The sequence below is a fragment of the Streptomyces sp. NPDC093094 genome (genome assembly GCF_044754345.1).
Lineage (GTDB): Bacteria > Actinomycetota > Actinomycetes > Streptomycetales > Streptomycetaceae > Streptomyces.
The window spans coordinates 1-15,300 of record NZ_JBIVOX010000015.1 but is presented as its reverse complement, the minus strand read 5'-3'; the positions used below and the strand labels follow the sequence as shown (position 1 = coordinate 15,300).

Sequence of the window (15,300 nt, the reverse complement as noted above, 5' to 3'; positions counted from 1 at the left end):
CGAACGCACAGGGGCGGCACCCGGATGTTCCGGGTGCCGCCCCTGTGCGTGCGGGTGACCTACGCGGACAGCCTGGCCAGGGCCGCGTCGATGCGGGCCAGCGTCGTGTCCTTGCCGAGGATCTCCAGGGACTCGAAGAGCGGCAGACCGACCGTGCGGCCGGTGACCGCGACACGGACCGGGGCCTGGGCCTTGCCCAGCTTGAGGCCATGGGCCTCACCGGCGGCCAGGACGGCCTCCTTGAGGGACTCGGCCGAGGTCCAGTCGGCCGGCTCCAGCTTCTCGCGGGCCGTGCGCAGCAGGGCGTCGGAGCCCTCCTTCATCGCCTTCGTCCAGCTCGCCTCGTCGAAGGCGGGCTCGGCGAGGAAGAGGAAGTCGACGTTGTCGGTGATCTCCGACAGCACCTTCAGACGGGTCTGGGCGTGCGGGGCGATCGCCTCCCACTTCGCCTCGTCGAAGTCCTCCGGGGCCCAGGGCGCGAACGGGGCCGTCAGCCAGGGCGCGCAGCGCTCGGTGAAGTCCTTCACATCGAGCATGCGGATGTGGTCGCCGTTGATCGACTCGCACTTCTTCAGGTCGAAGCGGGCCGGGTTGGGGTTCACGTCCTTGATGTCGAAGGCCGCGACCATCTCCTCGATCGAGAAGATGTCCTGGTCGGCGGAGAGCGACCAGCCGAGGAGCGAGAGGTAGTTGAGCAGGCCCTCGGGGAGGAAGCCCTTGTCGCGGTAGAGGTTCAGGGACGCCTGCGGGTCGCGCTTGGAGAGCTTCTTGTTGCCCTCGCCCATCACGTACGGCAGGTGGCCGAAGGCGGGGACGGACTTGGCGACGCCCAGCTCGATCAGCGCCTTGTACAGGGCGATCTGGCGCGGGGTGGAGGAGAGCAGGTCCTCGCCGCGCAGGACGTGGGTGATCTCCATCAGGGCGTCGTCGACCGGGTTGACGAGCGTGTACAGGGGGGCGCCGTTCGCGCGGACGATGCCGTAGTCGGGCACGTTCTCCGGCGTGAAGGTCAGCTCGCCGCGGACCAGGTCGTCGAAGGTGATCGTCTCGTCGGGCATCCGGAAGCGGACGATCGGCGCGCGGCCCTCGGCCTCGTAGCCGGCGACCTGCTCCTCGCTCAGCTCGCGGCAGTGGCCGTCGTAGCCGGAGGGCCGGCCGGCGGCGCGGGCGGCCTCGCGGCGCTCGTCCAGCTCCTCCTGGGAGCAGTAGCAGCGGTAGGCGTGGCCGGCGTCCAGGAGCTTCTGCGCGACGTCCTTGTAGATGTCCATGCGCTGCGACTGGCGGTAGGGCGCGTGCGGGCCGCCGACCTCGGGGCCCTCGTCCCAGTCGAAGCCCAGCCAGCGCATCGCGTCGAGGAGCTGGCCGTACGACTCCTCGGAGTCGCGGGCCGCGTCGGTGTCCTCGATGCGGAAGACCAGAGTGCCCTGGTGGTGCCGGGCGAACGCCCAGTTGAACAGGGCGGTGCGGACCAGGCCCACATGGGGGTTACCGGTGGGCGAGGGGCAGAAACGGACACGTACGGGGGAGCCGGGTGCGCTAGCCACGCTTGACAACCTTGTTGGTGAGAGTGCCGATGCCTTCGATGGTGACGGCGACCTCGTCGCCGACAGCCAGGGGGCCGACCCCTGCCGGGGTGCCCGTGAGGATGACGTCGCCGGGCAGCAGCGTCATGGCCTCGGTGATGTTGACGATCAGGTCCTCGACGGAGTGGATCATCTCGCTGGTGCGGCCGAGCTGGCGCTGCCGGCCGTCGACCGTGAGCTGGATGGTGAGGTCGCTCGGGTCGAGGTCGGTCTCCACCCAGGGGCCGAGGGGGCAGGAGGTGTCGAACCCCTTGGCCCGGGCCCACTGCTTCTCGCGCTTCTGCACGTCGCGGGCGGTGACGTCGTTGGCGCAGGTGTAGCCGAAGATCACGTCCTTGACGCGTTCGCGCGGGACCTCGCGGCACATGCGGCCGATGACGACGGCCAGCTCGGCCTCGTGGTGGAGGTCCTCGGAGAAGGACGGGTACTGGATCGCGTCGCCCGGGCCGATCACGGAGGTGGCGGGCTTGAAGAAGGCGAACGGGGCGTCCGGCACCTCGTTGCCCAGTTCACGGGCGTGCTCGGCGTAGTTGCGGCCGAAGGCCACGACCTTGTTGGGGAGCACCGGCGGCAGCAGCCTGACCTTGCTCAGCGGCACCTTCGTGCCGGAGAGCTCGAAGTCCGCGAACGGGATGCCCTTGATGATGTCGAGGACGAGCTCGTCCTGCTTCTCGCCCTCGACCGCGCCGAAGGCGACGTTCCCGTCGATGGAGAACCTGGCGATGCGCACGGGTTGCTTGGCCCCTTGACTGATGCGGCTGGAGTCTGACGCTCCAGGCTAACGCGGCAGGCGGCGGGCACCGTGCGCATTAAGGCGAAGGCGCCACGGACCGGTCGGGTCCGCGGCGCCTGGGTGCCGTGCGGGCGGGGTCCCTGGGACGGGCCCCGGGCCGGCGCGAACGATCCGCGGCCGGCGTGCGTACTACTCTGCGAAGGCGGGCTGTCCGGCCGCGGCGGCCGGGGCCGGGAGCTCCATCAGGACCGTGCGCCGGGGGTTGGCGGTCTGGGCGGGGAGGTCGACCGAGTGCTCCACGAGCTCCGGGGTCTGCAGTTCGCCGGCGTCCGTCAGGTGCATCAGCGTGGTGCGCCGCGGGTTGGCGGTGCGGAACAGCGTCGTCGTCTTCACGGTGGTACGGATCCTGTCGGTGTGCGGCCGGTGAGGGGCCGGTTGTCAGACTGTTACCTCTTGTAAAGCGTCAGGCTAAACATGCGATTCCCTGAGGAACGCGTGAAGACGGCATGATGAGCGTGTGAGTTTGCTCACGTAGCGTGACTCAAACCGGTCAATTCAGGCCCGCCCTCCATGCCCACAAACCGGACATTTGTCACCTGAAGCAGCCATTCCGCTCCTGATCATGGCGACTGGGACACCGGCTCTGTCCCGGCGATTCCTTGGGGAATGCCCGATATATAGGAGGCGTAGGTCTACGCCTCGTGACACCACCCTCACATCGTGTCACGTATGTCACGGCATGGCCTACGGCCCTTGTTGGAGATCCTGCACTGTGCTGGAATTCCACGGACCGCCGCGGGATCGAGCCGCCGCGCAGGGGCGCACTCAGCGCCGCGCGGGGGCGAGAAGGGGGAAGCAGCGCCGGTTCATCACGACCATCCGGGAACGTATTCAGGGCGTTCCCCACGATGCCGACACCGTTCTTCCGTTCGTTCGGAGGAGCGCCTGGTCCAGAGGTTGCGACGCTAGTGCAGGGACGTTTCAAGAGGGATGGCAGCGCTTCGGCGGAGCCGGAGACGCATGGCGGGACGGGCCCTAAGGCCGTCAGCTCCTCGCCCCAGCACGCCCAGAGCCAGGGCCCGACTCCGTCCGACGCCGCCGGGCGCTCCGGTGCATCCGCACCGCCGGCCGAGCCCGCGCAGGCGGTGAAGCGGACACAGGCACCGACCGGCCCCGGTCCGCGAATAGCGATGCGCAACTGGCGCATCTCCACCCGACTGGTGTCGCTGCTGGCGCTCCCCGTGGTCGCCGCGACCACGCTGGGTGCCCTGCGCATCAACCAGTCGATGGACGACATGCAGCAGCTCGACAACATGCGGCTGCTGACGGACATGACCAAGCAGGCCACCGAGCTCGCGCAGGCCCTCCAGGAGGAGCGCGACAAGTCGGCCGGTCCGCTCGCGCACAACTCCACCGCGAACGACCTCACGATCAAGGGCTACCGGACCAAGACGGACCGGGCCATGGACAACTTCGTCGACGCCTCGGAGGAGATCGACGCCGCCGCCAAGGACGGCAACCTCGAAGGTGTCCGCGACACCCTCGTCGGTCTCGTCGGCGAGCTCGGCAACGTCGCCAAGGTCCGCTCGAAGGCGTACCAGAGCGAGGACAACTCCACCCAGACCGTGGAGGCGTACCACCGTCTGATCACCCACCTGCTCGACCTCTCCCAGGACATGGCGGAGGCCACCAGCAACCCGGAGATGATCCAGCGGACGCGTACGCTGGCGGCCTTCTCCTCCGCCAAGGAGTACGCGTCGATCCAGCGGGCCGTCCTGGCCGCCGCGCTCCCCGCGAACACCAAGACCAGCGGTGACCTCTCCGAGAACGACCGCCTCTACGCCCAGTCGGCGCTGGAGAGCGAGGAGTCCGAGCTCGCGAGCTTCCGCAGCATCTACGGCGACGAGAGCGCCGCCGAGCTGCTCAAGCCCATCGAAGAGGGCAACGCGACCATCAAGGACGCCGACATCTACGCCGGCCGTGCCTTCGACACCGCCGACGGCCTCGACGGCCTGGGCCGCCGCTCCTACCTGGACTGGGTGGACGACAGCTCGGCGAAGCTCGAGCAGATGCGCAAGATCGAGACCTCGCTGCTCGACGACATGGAGCAGAAGGCCCGTGAGCTGCGCAGCGAGTCCGAGCAGGAAGCGATCATCTCCGGTGCGCTGATCCTGCTGGTGCTCGGTGTGTCCCTCGTCGGCGCCTTCGTCGTGGCCCGCTCCATGATCCGCTCGCTGCGCCGCCTCCAGGAGACCGCCACCAAGGTCGCCCAGGACCGGCTGCCCGAGCTGGTCAAGCAGCTGTCCGAGTCCGACCCGCAGGACGTCGACACGTCCGTGGAGTCGGTCGGTGTGCACTCCCGGGACGAGATCGGCCAGGTGGCCGCGGCCTTCGACGACGTGCACCGCGAGGCGGTCCGCCTCGCCGCCGAGCAGGCCCTTCTGCGAGGCAACGTCAACGCGATGTTCACCAACCTCTCGCGTCGTTCCCAGGGTCTGATCCAGCGCCAGCTGTCGCTGATCTCCGAACTGGAGTCCCGCGAGGCCGACCCCGACCAGCTGGCCTCGCTGTTCAAGCTCGACCACCTCGCGACGCGTATGCGCCGTAACGGTGAGAACCTCCTGGTCCTCGCGGGTGAAGAGCCCGGCCGCCGCTGGACCCGCCCGGTCCCGCTGGTCGACGTCCTGCGTGCCGCCGCGTCCGAGGTGGAGCAGTACGAGCGCATCGAGCTGGCCTCGGTGCCGACGACCCAGGTCGCCGGCCGCGTCGTCAACGACCTCGTGCACCTGCTCGCCGAGCTGCTGGAGAACGCGACCTCGTTCTCCTCGCCGCAGACCAAGGTCAAGGTCACCGGTCACGCGCTGCCCGACGGCCGCGTGCTGATCGAGATCCACGACACCGGTATCGGTCTGTCCCCCGAGGACCTCGCCGCGATCAACGAGCGGCTCGCCGCGCCGCCCACCGTGGACGTCTCCGTCTCCCGCCGCATGGGCCTCTTCGTGGTCGGTCGTCTGTCGCAGCGGCACGGCATCCGCATCCAGCTGCGTCCGTCCGACTCCGGTGGTACGACCGCACTGGTCATGCTGCCCGTCGATGTCGCCCAGGGCGGCAAGAAGCCCCAGCCCAAGCCCGGCCAGGGCGCGGGCAACGGCGGTCCGGCCGCGGCTCAGGCCGCCGCCGGCGCTGCCGCGGCCCGGCGCCAGAACGGCGGTGCCCTCGGCGCCGGTGCCTCCGCGGGCGGTGGTCTGCTCGGTGGCGGCCAGGGGCCGCGCGCCGCGCTGCCCGGCCGTGACAACGGCCGTCCGGCCGCGCCCGCCGGCGGGCGCGGACAGCAGGGTCACTCCGCACAGACCCCTCCGGCCCAGCAGGGTCCGGGCGGCCAGCAGGGCCGTCAGGCCCCGGCCCCGTCCGCCTTCGGGCAGGCGCCCTCCGCCGGGCAGGGCCGTCAGCCCGCCGCTCCGGCCCAGGGCCAGGACGCCTTCGGCGGTCCCCGCGGCCCGGTGCCCGGACAGCGCGCCGACGCCAACGCCGAGCAGGGCGGCCCGCGCGGCCGTCGCCGTCCCCAGCTGCCGCCGCAGGGCGGGGCCCGGGCCGAGCTGCCCGGCGGTTCGCCGCAGCAGCGGCCCGCCTGGAGCGACGACAACGCGCAGCCGCAGGTCTCCCGCGCCTCGCTGGACGCCCCGCGCGGCCACGAGGAGCCCGAGCTCGACCGCACCGGCCGCCTGCCGCGCGTCGAGGAGCAGGGTCCCGGCGCCACCGCCGAGATCCCGAGGTACGACGAGCGCCAGGGCCTGCCCGCGGCTCCCTCGGACTACTCCCGCCCGGGTGCGAACGGCCCGCAGGACACCGGCCAGTACGCCCGCCCGGACGCCTACGGCCAGCAGAACCAGCAGAACCCGGCGACCACGGGCCAGTTCCCGGCCGTGCAGGGCTACGACAACGGCTCCACGGGCCAGTACGCGGCCCCGCAGGGCTACCAGAACGGCTCCACGGGCCAGTTCCCGGTCCCCCAGACCCCCCAGGGCTACGGCAACGGCTCCACGGGCCAGTTCGAGCGGCCCCAGCAGGGCGGTGCCCAGCGTCCCGCCGCCTCGCAGCGGCCGCAGCGGCCCGCCCGTACCGAGCCGGAGGCCCTGCCGCCGGCCCCCACGCCGGGCGACGGCCGTACACCGCTGTACGACACCCTGGAGACCAACTGGTTCCGCCAGGAACGTCAGGGTGAAGGAGGTGCGGCCCCGGCCCCGTCGGCCCCGGCCGCCCCGCAGCAGTCGCAGCAGCCTCCGGCTCCGCAGCGTCCCGCCGCCACCGCCTGGCGCAGCTCGCCGAACGACGACCTCGTCCGGCAGGCAGAGCGTGTCCGGCAGCCGGCCGCAGGTGGCATCACCACCTCCGGCCTGCCGAAGCGGGTTCCCCGGGCGAACCTCGTCCCGGGAACGGCTCAGCAGCAACAGCACCACACCGGTCCGCAGGTCTCGCGTGCGCCTGACGACGTGCGCGGGCGGCTGACCAATCTCCGCAGGGGCATCGCACAAGGTCGCCAGGCCGGCAACGGCAACGGTCAGACCGGCAGTTTCCCCAGCCCCTCTCACCAGCAGGAGCGTTAGTTGAGCCAGATGAGCCAGGCGGCACAGAACCTCAACTGGTTGATCACCAATTTCGTGGACAACACCCCCGGGGTGTCCCACACCGTCGTCGTGTCCGCCGACGGCCTCCTCCTGGCCATGTCGGAGGGGTTCCCGCGGGATCGCGCCGACCAGCTGGCGGCGGTCGCGTCCGGGCTGACCTCCCTCACGGCCGGGGCCTCCCGGATCTTCGAGGGCGGCAACGTGGCACAGACCGTCGTCGAGATGGAGCGGGGATTCCTCTTCCTCATGTCCGTCTCGGACGGCTCGTCGCTCGCCGTGCTCGCGCACCCCGAGTGCGACATCGGTCTGGTGGGCTACGAGATGGCGCTCCTCGTCGACCGCGCGGGTGCGGTGCTCACGCCCGACCTGCGCGCCGAGCTACAGGGAAGTCTGCTTCACTGATCCGCTCGGATCCACCCGCCTCACCAAATCATCGTTCGGCCGACACAATCCCCCCACCGGCCCTGCTCAGACGGCACGACCGACCGAGACTTGCTGTCCCGCCCGGAGGATTCATGACCCCGCCCACCGCCTCTCATGATCCGTACGCAGATGATCCGTACGGGGATGAGGGCGACCAGCCGCTGGTTAGGCCTTACGCGATGACCGGCGGCCGGACCCGGCCGCGTTACCAGCTCGCGATCGAGGCGCTGATCAGCACCACGGCCGACCCGGCAGCGCTCATGGGGCTCCTCCCGGAGCACCAGCGCATCTGCCACCTGTGCCGTGAGGTGAAGTCGGTCGCGGAGGTCTCGGCGCTGCTGTCCATGCCGCTCGGCGTGGCCAGGATCCTCGTGGCCGACCTCGCCGAGGCCGGCCTGGTCGCCATCCATCAGCCGGGTGGCGACGAAACCACCGGTGCGCCGGATGTGACACTGCTCGAAAGGGTGCTCAGTGGACTTCGCAAGCTCTAGCGCCGGGCCGGTCTCCACCGGACGGTCCACCACTTCCGCGAAGATCGTGGTGGCTGGCGGCTTCGGCGTGGGCAAGACCACGTTCGTCGGCGCCGTCTCGGAGATCAACCCGCTGCGCACGGAGGCCGTCATGACGTCCGCGTCCGCGGGCATCGACGACCTCACCCACACCGGGGACAAGACGACCACCACGGTCGCCATGGACTTCGGCCGTATCACCCTCGACCAGGACCTGATCCTGTACCTCTTCGGTACGCCCGGTCAGGACCGCTTCTGGTTCATGTGGGACGACCTGGTCCGCGGTGCCATCGGCGCCGTCGTCCTGGTCGACACCCGCCGTCTCGCCGACTGCTTCCCGGCCGTCGACTACTTCGAGAACAGCGGGCTGCCGTTCGTGGTGGCGCTCAACGGGTTCGACGGCCACCAGCCGTACAACCCGGAGGAGGTCCGCGAGGCCCTCCAGATCGGCCCGGACACCCCGATCATCACGACCGACGCGCGGCACCGCGCGGATGCCAAGTCCGCGCTGATCACGCTGGTCGAGCACGCCCTCATGGCCCGCCTGAGGTAGATCAAAAAGGCGCCGCCGTACGGCAGTTGCCGTAGACGTTCCGGAGCCGGCTGTGTCCTTTGACACGGCCGGCTCCGGTGTTCATAACGTTTCGGCAGAGGAATCCGGTGGTGCCGCCACGCGTCGCGGTCGGGTCGTCTCGCTGCGCGCACGAAAGCCCCGTCTTTTGGCGGGGCTCGCTCTTTATGACCGTTTTATCTGGGGCTTACAAGATCGAGCTCCACCGCATTCCCATGTTTGGAACTGCACTGGTTGACGTGCTGGAATGCCTGAACTGCCCAATAGTCAAAGACGTACTTCATGGTCGATGACAAACCGGGCTCTGAGACACTGCGGCACGACGAAGGTGCCGACCGCCGAGAGGTTGTTGGTCGAGTGAGGCGAAGCAAGAACGGCCCCGAGCCGCCTGCCCGGGGCAACTTCACGCCGCCCCCACGCGGAGCGGCTCCCGCCCCCGTACCCGGCTCGGAGCCCGTCGCGGCCCCCGTCGAGAGCGGCGGCCGGTTGTCCCCGCGCAACTGGCGGGTGCCGACCCGGCTGAACGCGATCCTGCTCATACCCGCGCTGGTCGGCCTCGTCATGGGCGGCTTCCAGGTGAAGAGCTCGATCGACACCTGGCAGGAGGCCGAGGACGCCGAGAACGTGGCGCTCCTGGTGCGCGCCGCCGACGTCTACAGCCAGGCCCTGCTCGACGAGCGCGACCTCAGCGCCCCCGACCTGCTGGCCGGCAAGGGCACCACGGACGACGTCGAGAAGCTGCGGGCCGCCACCGACGCGGCGAAGGAAGAGTTCGACCAGGCCACCGAGAACATGCCGGACACGGCGTCTCTCAAGCGCCGCCTGGAGCTGTTCCAGACCAACGAGAGCAAGCTCGACGGCCTGCGCAAGACGGCCTACACCGAGGCGATGGACCCGGTGAAGACCGAGGAGGGCTACGTCGCCGTCCAGCACGGTCTGATGGAGTTCGCCAACGAGCTGAGCCTGGGCACCGGCAACGTCACGAGCTACGGCCGTACCGTGTACGCCCTCTCGCTCGCCAAGGCGGCCGCCTCGCTCCAGCGCTCGATCGGCACGCACCTGCTGCTGCGCCCGAGCGAGAAGGACACCGTCGCCACCCAGCAGCGGGTGTCCCTGGTCTCGTACCGCTACCTCGAGGGCATCGCGGTCAACGAGTTCGTCTCCGGCGCCACGCAGTCCGACGTCGACCGGCTCGACGAGGTCATGGCCGAGCAGCGCGACTCCGTCGGTGACAAGGGCACCGCGGTCGACGCCGGCCAGACCTCCTCCACGCAGGGCGGCGCCTACTCCGCCATGCCCGCCGCCGACCGCATGCTCCAGGGCATCGCCTCCGGCGCCTTCAGCGCCGAGGAGCTGGCCCAGAAGGGCGTCAGCGTCACGACCTGGATGGGCGCCTCCACGGCGAAGTACCAGGGCTACAACACGGTCGAGAGCGAACTGGTGAACAAGGCGGTGGACGAGGCCGCCAGCATCGCCGACGACGCCAAGCAGGACACGTTCATCACCGGCGGCATCGTCGTGGTGGCCCTGCTCGCCGCGTTCATCCTGGCCGGCATGGTCGCCCGCCAGATGAGCCGCTCGATGCGCCAGCTGCGCAACGCCGCCTTCGGCATCGCCGAGCAGCGTCTGCCGATGCTGGTCGACCAGCTGTCCCGTACCGACCCCGGCCGGGTCGACACCCGGGTCGCGCCGATCCCGATCACCACCACGGACGAGATCGGCGAGGTCGCCCGCGCCTTCGACCAGGTCCACCGCGAGGCTGTCCGGCTCGCCGCCGAGCAGGCTCTGCTGCGGGGCAACATCAACGCGATCTTCACCAACCTGTCGCGCCGCAACCAGTCGCTGATCGAGGGCCAGCTGACCCTGATCACCGACCTGGAGAACAACGAGGCCGACCCGGACCAGCTGGAGAACCTCTTCCGCCTGGACCACCTGGCCACGCGTATGCGCCGCAACGGCGAGAACCTCCTGGTCCTCGCCGGCGAGGAGCCCGGCCGCCGCTGGGACCAGCCGGTCCCGCTGGTCGACGTGCTGCGCGCCGCCTCCTCCGAGGTGGAGCAGTACGAGCGCATCGAGCTGTCCGGTGTGCCGGAGGCCGACATCCACGGCCGTGCCGTGACCGACCTCGTGCACCTGCTGGCCGAGCTGCTGGAGAACGCCACCACGTTCTCCTCGCCGCAGACCAAGGTCCGCGTCACCGCGACCCGTCTTCCCGACGGCCGCGTGATGGTCGAGATCCACGACAAGGGCATCGGCCTCACCGCCGAGGACTTCGCGGACATCAACCACAAGCTGGCCAACCCGCCGACCGTGGACGCCGCGATCTCCCAGCGCATGGGCCTGTTCGTGGTCGGCCGGCTGTCCGACCGGCACGGCATCCGTGTCCAGCTGCGCCCCTCGGGCGAGCAGGCCGGAACGACCTCGCTGGTCATGCTGCCGGACGCGATCACGCACGGTGGCGGTGGCGAGCCTGCGGGCCGCGACGAGTTCACCGTCTCGCAGATGATGCCGCAGCAGTCCTTCCAGGGTGAGGACTTCAACCAGCCGCAGCAGATGCGTACGGCCGCGGAGCTCGGCTTCGACGACAGCCGCTACGAGGTGCCCGACGACATCCGTGAGCTGGACCCGGTGGGCCGCTCCCTGATGCGCGGGGACCGCCGTGCCGCGCTGGAGGCCCAGACCCACGGGCAGCCGGAGCAGCAGTCCACCGAGGCGTACGACGAGTTCGGTGGCCAGGCGTACGACGACGGCCAGGGCGGTTACCCGGACGAGTCCGACGCCTATGCCCAGCGGACGACGTACGACGAGCAGCAGCAGACGGCGTACGACGACCAGTACTACGCACCGAACGGCGGAATGCAGCAGGACGAGGGCTTCTCGTCCTCCGGCGGCTACCCCGAGCCGGACTATGCGGAGTCGGGTCAGGATGCCCGCGGAACGGTTCCGGCCGGTGCCGCGGACGGCTTCTCCGGCTACGAGGAGCAGTCCTACCAGGCAGACTGGCCGCAGCAGGACGGTTACCAGAACGGCTACCCGGACCAGTACGCTCCACAAGCGGAATCCACGCGGGCCGCTGACGCGAGTGAGCGGGACCGCGTAGGCTTCGACCGTCCGGACCCTGCTTCCGCCGGGCACGCGCTGACCGATTCCGGTCTGCCGCGCCGCGGGTCCACCGGAGGCGCCGGGTCCACCGGAGCCGCCGACACCGGTCTCCCCCGCCGTGGGGCCACCGACACCGGTCTCCCCCGTCGCGGGGCCGCCGGAGCCGGTGCGAACGGCACGCGGTCCGCGAACCGTGAGGCGCCGGCGTCCGCGCCGGAGAGCAACGGTGACAGCGGCTGGCGCTCGGCGAACGACGAGCGCTGGCAGCAGGCGGCGCAGCTGAAGAAGCCCAAGGCGGGCGGGGTCACCCCCTCCGGCCTGCCGAGGCGGGTGCCCAAGGCCAACCTGGTCGAAGGCACCGCGGAATCGACCCCGCAGGGCGGCCCACAGGTCTCCCGCGCCCCCGAGGACGTCAGGGGCAGGCTGAGCAACCTGCGCCGGGGTGTCCAGCGGGGACGCAGCGCAGGAAGTGAAACGAACGGCCAGGGCTTCGGTCCTGACAGCACCTACAACCAGGAGCGTTAGTGTGAGCCCGATGAGCCAGGCGGCGCAGAACCTGAACTGGTTGATCACCAACTTTGTGGACAACACCCCCGGGGTGTCCCACACGGTGGTGGTCTCCGCCGACGGACTCCTTCTGGCGATGTCCGAAGGCTTCCCCCGCGACCGTGCCGATCAGCTCGCGGCCGTCGCCTCCGGTCTGACCTCGCTGACCGCCGGTGCCTCGCGCATCTTCGAGGGCGGCAGCGTGAACCAGACGGTTGTGGAGATGGAGCGGGGATTCCTCTTCCTCATGTCCATCTCCGACGGTTCGTCGCTCGCGGTGCTCGCCCACCCGGAAGCGGACATCGGCCTCATCGGGTACGAGATGGCCCTTCTCGTGGACCGTGCGGGCAGCGTCCTGACGCCCGATCTGCGTGCGGAGCTTCAGGGAAGCCTGCTCAACTGACAGACGGACGGTGCGTTCCAGCCTCCCGAGACCGTAAGGTTTCGGGACGCGGCTCCACATGGATGGGTGCCCGGCACAGTCGGAGGAGGAGAAAGTGGCAACACCCCCAGGCGGTTCATCGGGTAACTGGTCGTACGACCCTGCCCAGGGTCATGGCGACGGTTCCCAGAACCGGTACGACTTCCCCTCCGCGCCGGGTCACCGGCAGCCGTACGCTCCGCAGGGCCCCGGCCCTTCGCCGTACGACCAGCCTCACTCACCGCGCATCCAGCCGGTGCAGCCGCAGCGACGCGCCCCTGAGCCGGCGCCCGCCGGGGCGTCGAACAACCCCTTGGTGCGCCCGTACGCCATGACGGGCGGGCGCACCAGGCCGCGGTACCAGCTCGCCATCGAGGCACTGGTGCACACCACCGCGGCTCCGCACCAGATGCAGGGCCAGCTGCCCGAGCATCAGCGGATCTGCAATCTGTGCCGGGAGATCAAGTCCGTGGCCGAGATCTCGGCCCTGCTCACGATCCCCCTAGGCGTGGCCAGGATCCTCGTCGCCGACTTGGCGGAGGCGGGCCTGGTCGCCATCCATCAGCCCGGCGGCGCCGAGAACGCCGGCGGCCAGCCAGACGTGACACTGCTCGAAAGGGTGCTCAGTGGACTTCGCAAGCTCTAGCGGCGGTCCTTCCCGCTCCACCACCTCCGCGAAGATCGTGGTGGCGGGCGGCTTCGGCGTGGGCAAGACCACGTTCGTCGGCGCCGTCTCGGAGATCAACCCGCTGCGCACAGAGGCCGTCATGACGTCCGCATCGGCGGGCATCGACGACCTCACCCACACCGGGGACAAGAAGACCACCACGGTCGCCATGGACTTCGGCCGTATCACCCTCGACCAGGACCTGATCCTGTACCTCTTCGGTACGCCCGGTCAGGACCGCTTCTGGTTCATGTGGGACGACCTGGTCCGCGGCGCCATCGGCGCCATCGTGCTGGTCGACACCCGCCGTCTCGCCGACTGCTTCCCGGCCGTCGACTACTTCGAGAACTCGGGTCTCCCCTTCGTCATCGCCCTCAACGGGTTCGACGGCAATCAGCCTTACAACCCGGAGGAGGTCCGCGAGGCCCTCCAGATCGGCCCGGACACCCCGATCATCACGACCGACGCCCGCCACCGCGCGGATGCCAAGTCCGCGCTGATCACGCTGGTCGAGCACGCCCTCATGGCCCGCCTGCGGTAGCCGGCGCAGCTGACCGGCCATAGCGCTGCCGTCGACGGCCTGTTCGCCGTCTGCGGCAGCGTTGTGGCTTGTCGTGCGGTTCCCCTCGCTCCTTCGAGGGCGTACGAGACGAAGAAGGCCCCTCTCCGGCGGAGAGGGGCCTTCTTCGTACGTCTGCGGCTCAGCGCCAGCTGTGCGGCGCCCTGAAGCCGGGCTCGCGCTCCAGACGGCGCCAGCCGGCCCTGGCGCGGCCGCGGTGGGCCGGGGTGGTGGACGGCTGGGCGGCCGCGCGGGCCAGGAGGATCGCCGTGATGGCGGCGACCTCCTCGGGCGCGGCGTGGCCCTTCTCGACGCGGATGTCGGGGAGGTTCATGGCTGTCAGTCTCCGTGGATGAGGTTTCCGCAGGGGATCGGCCAGGTTGCGGCGCGGGTCCGCCGGGTTACTGCGGGGGGTTGCCGTGCTTGCGGGAGGGCAGGTCGGCGTGCTTGGACTGGAGCATCGCCAGCGAGCGGATGAGCACCTCGCGGGTCTCGGCCGGGTCGATGACGTCGTCCACGAGGCCGCGCTCGGCCGCGTAGTACGGGTGCATCAGCTCGGCCTTGTACTCCTTGACCATCTTCTGCCGCATGGCCTCGGGGTCCTCGGCCTCGGCGATCTGCCGCCGGAAGATGACGTTGGCGGCGCCCTCGGCGCCCATCACGGCGATCTCGTTGGTCGGCCAGGCGTAGGTGAGGTCCGCCCCGATGGACTGGCTGTCCATGACGATGTAGGCACCTCCGTACGCCTTGCGCAGGATCAGGGAGATCCGCGGCACGGTGGCGTTGCAGTAGGCGTAGAGGAGTTTGGCCCCGTGCCGGATGATTCCACCGTGCTCCTGGTCGACGCCGGGCAGGAAGCCGGGTACGTCCAGGAGAGTGACGATCGGGATGTTGAAGGCGTCGCACATGGTCACGAACCGTGCGGCCTTCTCGCTGGCCTCGATGTCGAGGACGCCCGCGAGGGACTGCGGCTGGTTGGCGATGATGCCGACGACCTGGCCGTCGAGGCGGGCGAGGGCGCAGATGATGTTGCGGGCCCAGCGCTCGTGGACCTCGAGGTACTCGCCGTCGTCGACGATCTCCTCGATCACCTTCGTCATGTCGTAGGGCCGGTTGCCGTCGGCCGGGACGAGGTCGAGGAGGACGTCGCTGCGGCGGTCGGTGGCGTCGGACGCCTCCACGCGCGGCGGGTTCTCGCGGTTGTTCTGCGGCAGCAGCGACAGCAGGTAGCGCACCTCCGCGATGCACGTCTCCTCGTCGTCGTAGGCGAAGTGGCACACACCGGAGGTCTCGGCGTGCACGTCCGCACCGCCCAGCCCGTTCTGGGTGATCTCCTCACCGGTGACGGCCTTGACCACGTCCGGGCCGGTGATGAACATCTGCGAGGTCTCACGGACCATGAACACGAAGTCCGTCAGCGCCGGGCTGTAGGCGGCGCCGCCCGCGCACGGGCCGAGCATCACGCTGATCTGCGGGATCACGCCCGAGGCCCTGGTGTTGCGCTGGAAGATGCCGCCGTAGCCGGCCAGCGCGCTGACGCCCTCCTGGATCCGGGCGCCGG

13 protein-coding genes are annotated in these 15,300 nt (G+C 70.1%); 8 read left to right on the top strand and 5 right to left on the bottom strand.

Going from position 1 to position 15,300, the window contains the following annotated elements; all coding sequences use genetic code 11:
* Positions 1–59 precede the first annotated feature (59 nt).
* The 3 genes from gltX to ACIQGV_RS28430 form a co-directional block, all read right to left on the bottom strand.
* A complete protein-coding gene (gene gltX, locus ACIQGV_RS28440; RefSeq protein ID WP_402499127.1) occupies positions 60–1,544 on the bottom strand; it encodes a glutamate--tRNA ligase in 1,485 nt (494 codons plus the stop codon).
* Positions 1,537–2,313, bottom strand: coding sequence for a fumarylacetoacetate hydrolase family protein (locus tag ACIQGV_RS28435; RefSeq protein WP_402499125.1), 777 nt, complete (start codon positions 2,311–2,313; stop codon positions 1,537–1,539). The genes gltX and ACIQGV_RS28435 overlap by 8 nt, the downstream gene beginning before the upstream one ends.
* Positions 2,314–2,505: 192 nt before the next feature.
* On the bottom strand, positions 2,506–2,709 hold the full coding sequence (locus ACIQGV_RS28430) for a hypothetical protein (protein WP_402499123.1): 204 nt from the start codon (positions 2,707–2,709) through the stop codon (positions 2,506–2,508).
* Positions 2,710–3,284: 575 nt separating this feature from the next.
* Here ACIQGV_RS28430 and ACIQGV_RS28425 point away from each other — a divergent pair.
* The 8 genes from ACIQGV_RS28425 to ACIQGV_RS28390 all read left to right on the top strand — a co-directional run bounded on the left by ACIQGV_RS28425 (position 3,285) and on the right by ACIQGV_RS28390 (position 13,721).
* A complete protein-coding gene (locus ACIQGV_RS28425) occupies positions 3,285–6,920 on the top strand; it encodes a nitrate- and nitrite sensing domain-containing protein (RefSeq protein WP_402499120.1) in 3,636 nt (1,211 codons plus the stop codon).
* Positions 6,921–6,929: 9 nt separating this feature from the next.
* A complete protein-coding gene (locus tag ACIQGV_RS28420; RefSeq protein ID WP_003973453.1) occupies positions 6,930–7,343 on the top strand; it encodes a roadblock/LC7 domain-containing protein in 414 nt (137 codons plus the stop codon).
* Between the two features lie 113 nt (positions 7,344–7,456).
* Complete coding sequence (locus ACIQGV_RS28415) at positions 7,457–7,855, top strand: DUF742 domain-containing protein (protein WP_399652334.1); 399 nt, start codon at positions 7,457–7,459, stop codon at positions 7,853–7,855.
* Positions 7,836–8,426, top strand: a complete 591-nt coding sequence (locus ACIQGV_RS28410; protein WP_386378097.1) for an ATP/GTP-binding protein — start codon at positions 7,836–7,838, stop codon at positions 8,424–8,426. Before ACIQGV_RS28415 ends, ACIQGV_RS28410 begins: the two co-directional genes overlap by 20 nt.
* A gap of 375 nt (positions 8,427–8,801) precedes the next feature.
* On the top strand, positions 8,802–12,071 hold the full coding sequence (locus ACIQGV_RS28405) for a nitrate- and nitrite sensing domain-containing protein (RefSeq protein ID WP_402499116.1): 3,270 nt from the start codon (positions 8,802–8,804) through the stop codon (positions 12,069–12,071).
* 10 nt (positions 12,072–12,081) lie between these two features.
* Positions 12,082–12,495: a roadblock/LC7 domain-containing protein gene (locus ACIQGV_RS28400; protein WP_190151225.1), complete on the top strand. Its 414-nt coding sequence runs from the start codon at positions 12,082–12,084 to the stop codon at positions 12,493–12,495.
* Between the two features lie 94 nt (positions 12,496–12,589).
* Positions 12,590–13,159: a DUF742 domain-containing protein gene (locus tag ACIQGV_RS28395; RefSeq protein WP_402499113.1), complete on the top strand. Its 570-nt coding sequence runs from the start codon at positions 12,590–12,592 to the stop codon at positions 13,157–13,159.
* A complete protein-coding gene (locus ACIQGV_RS28390; RefSeq protein ID WP_402499111.1) occupies positions 13,140–13,721 on the top strand; it encodes a GTP-binding protein in 582 nt (193 codons plus the stop codon). Before ACIQGV_RS28395 ends, ACIQGV_RS28390 begins: the two co-directional genes overlap by 20 nt.
* Positions 13,722–13,881: 160 nt before the next feature.
* Here ACIQGV_RS28390 and ACIQGV_RS28385 read toward each other — a convergent pair whose 3' ends face one another.
* Both ACIQGV_RS28385 and ACIQGV_RS28380 read right to left on the bottom strand, forming a co-directional pair.
* Positions 13,882–14,073, bottom strand: a complete 192-nt coding sequence (locus ACIQGV_RS28385; RefSeq protein ID WP_402499108.1) for an acyl-CoA carboxylase subunit epsilon — start codon at positions 14,071–14,073, stop codon at positions 13,882–13,884.
* Positions 14,074–14,140: 67 nt separating this feature from the next.
* On the bottom strand, positions 14,141–15,300 hold a 1,160-nt coding region (locus ACIQGV_RS28380), incomplete at its 5' end, for an acyl-CoA carboxylase subunit beta (RefSeq protein WP_402499106.1).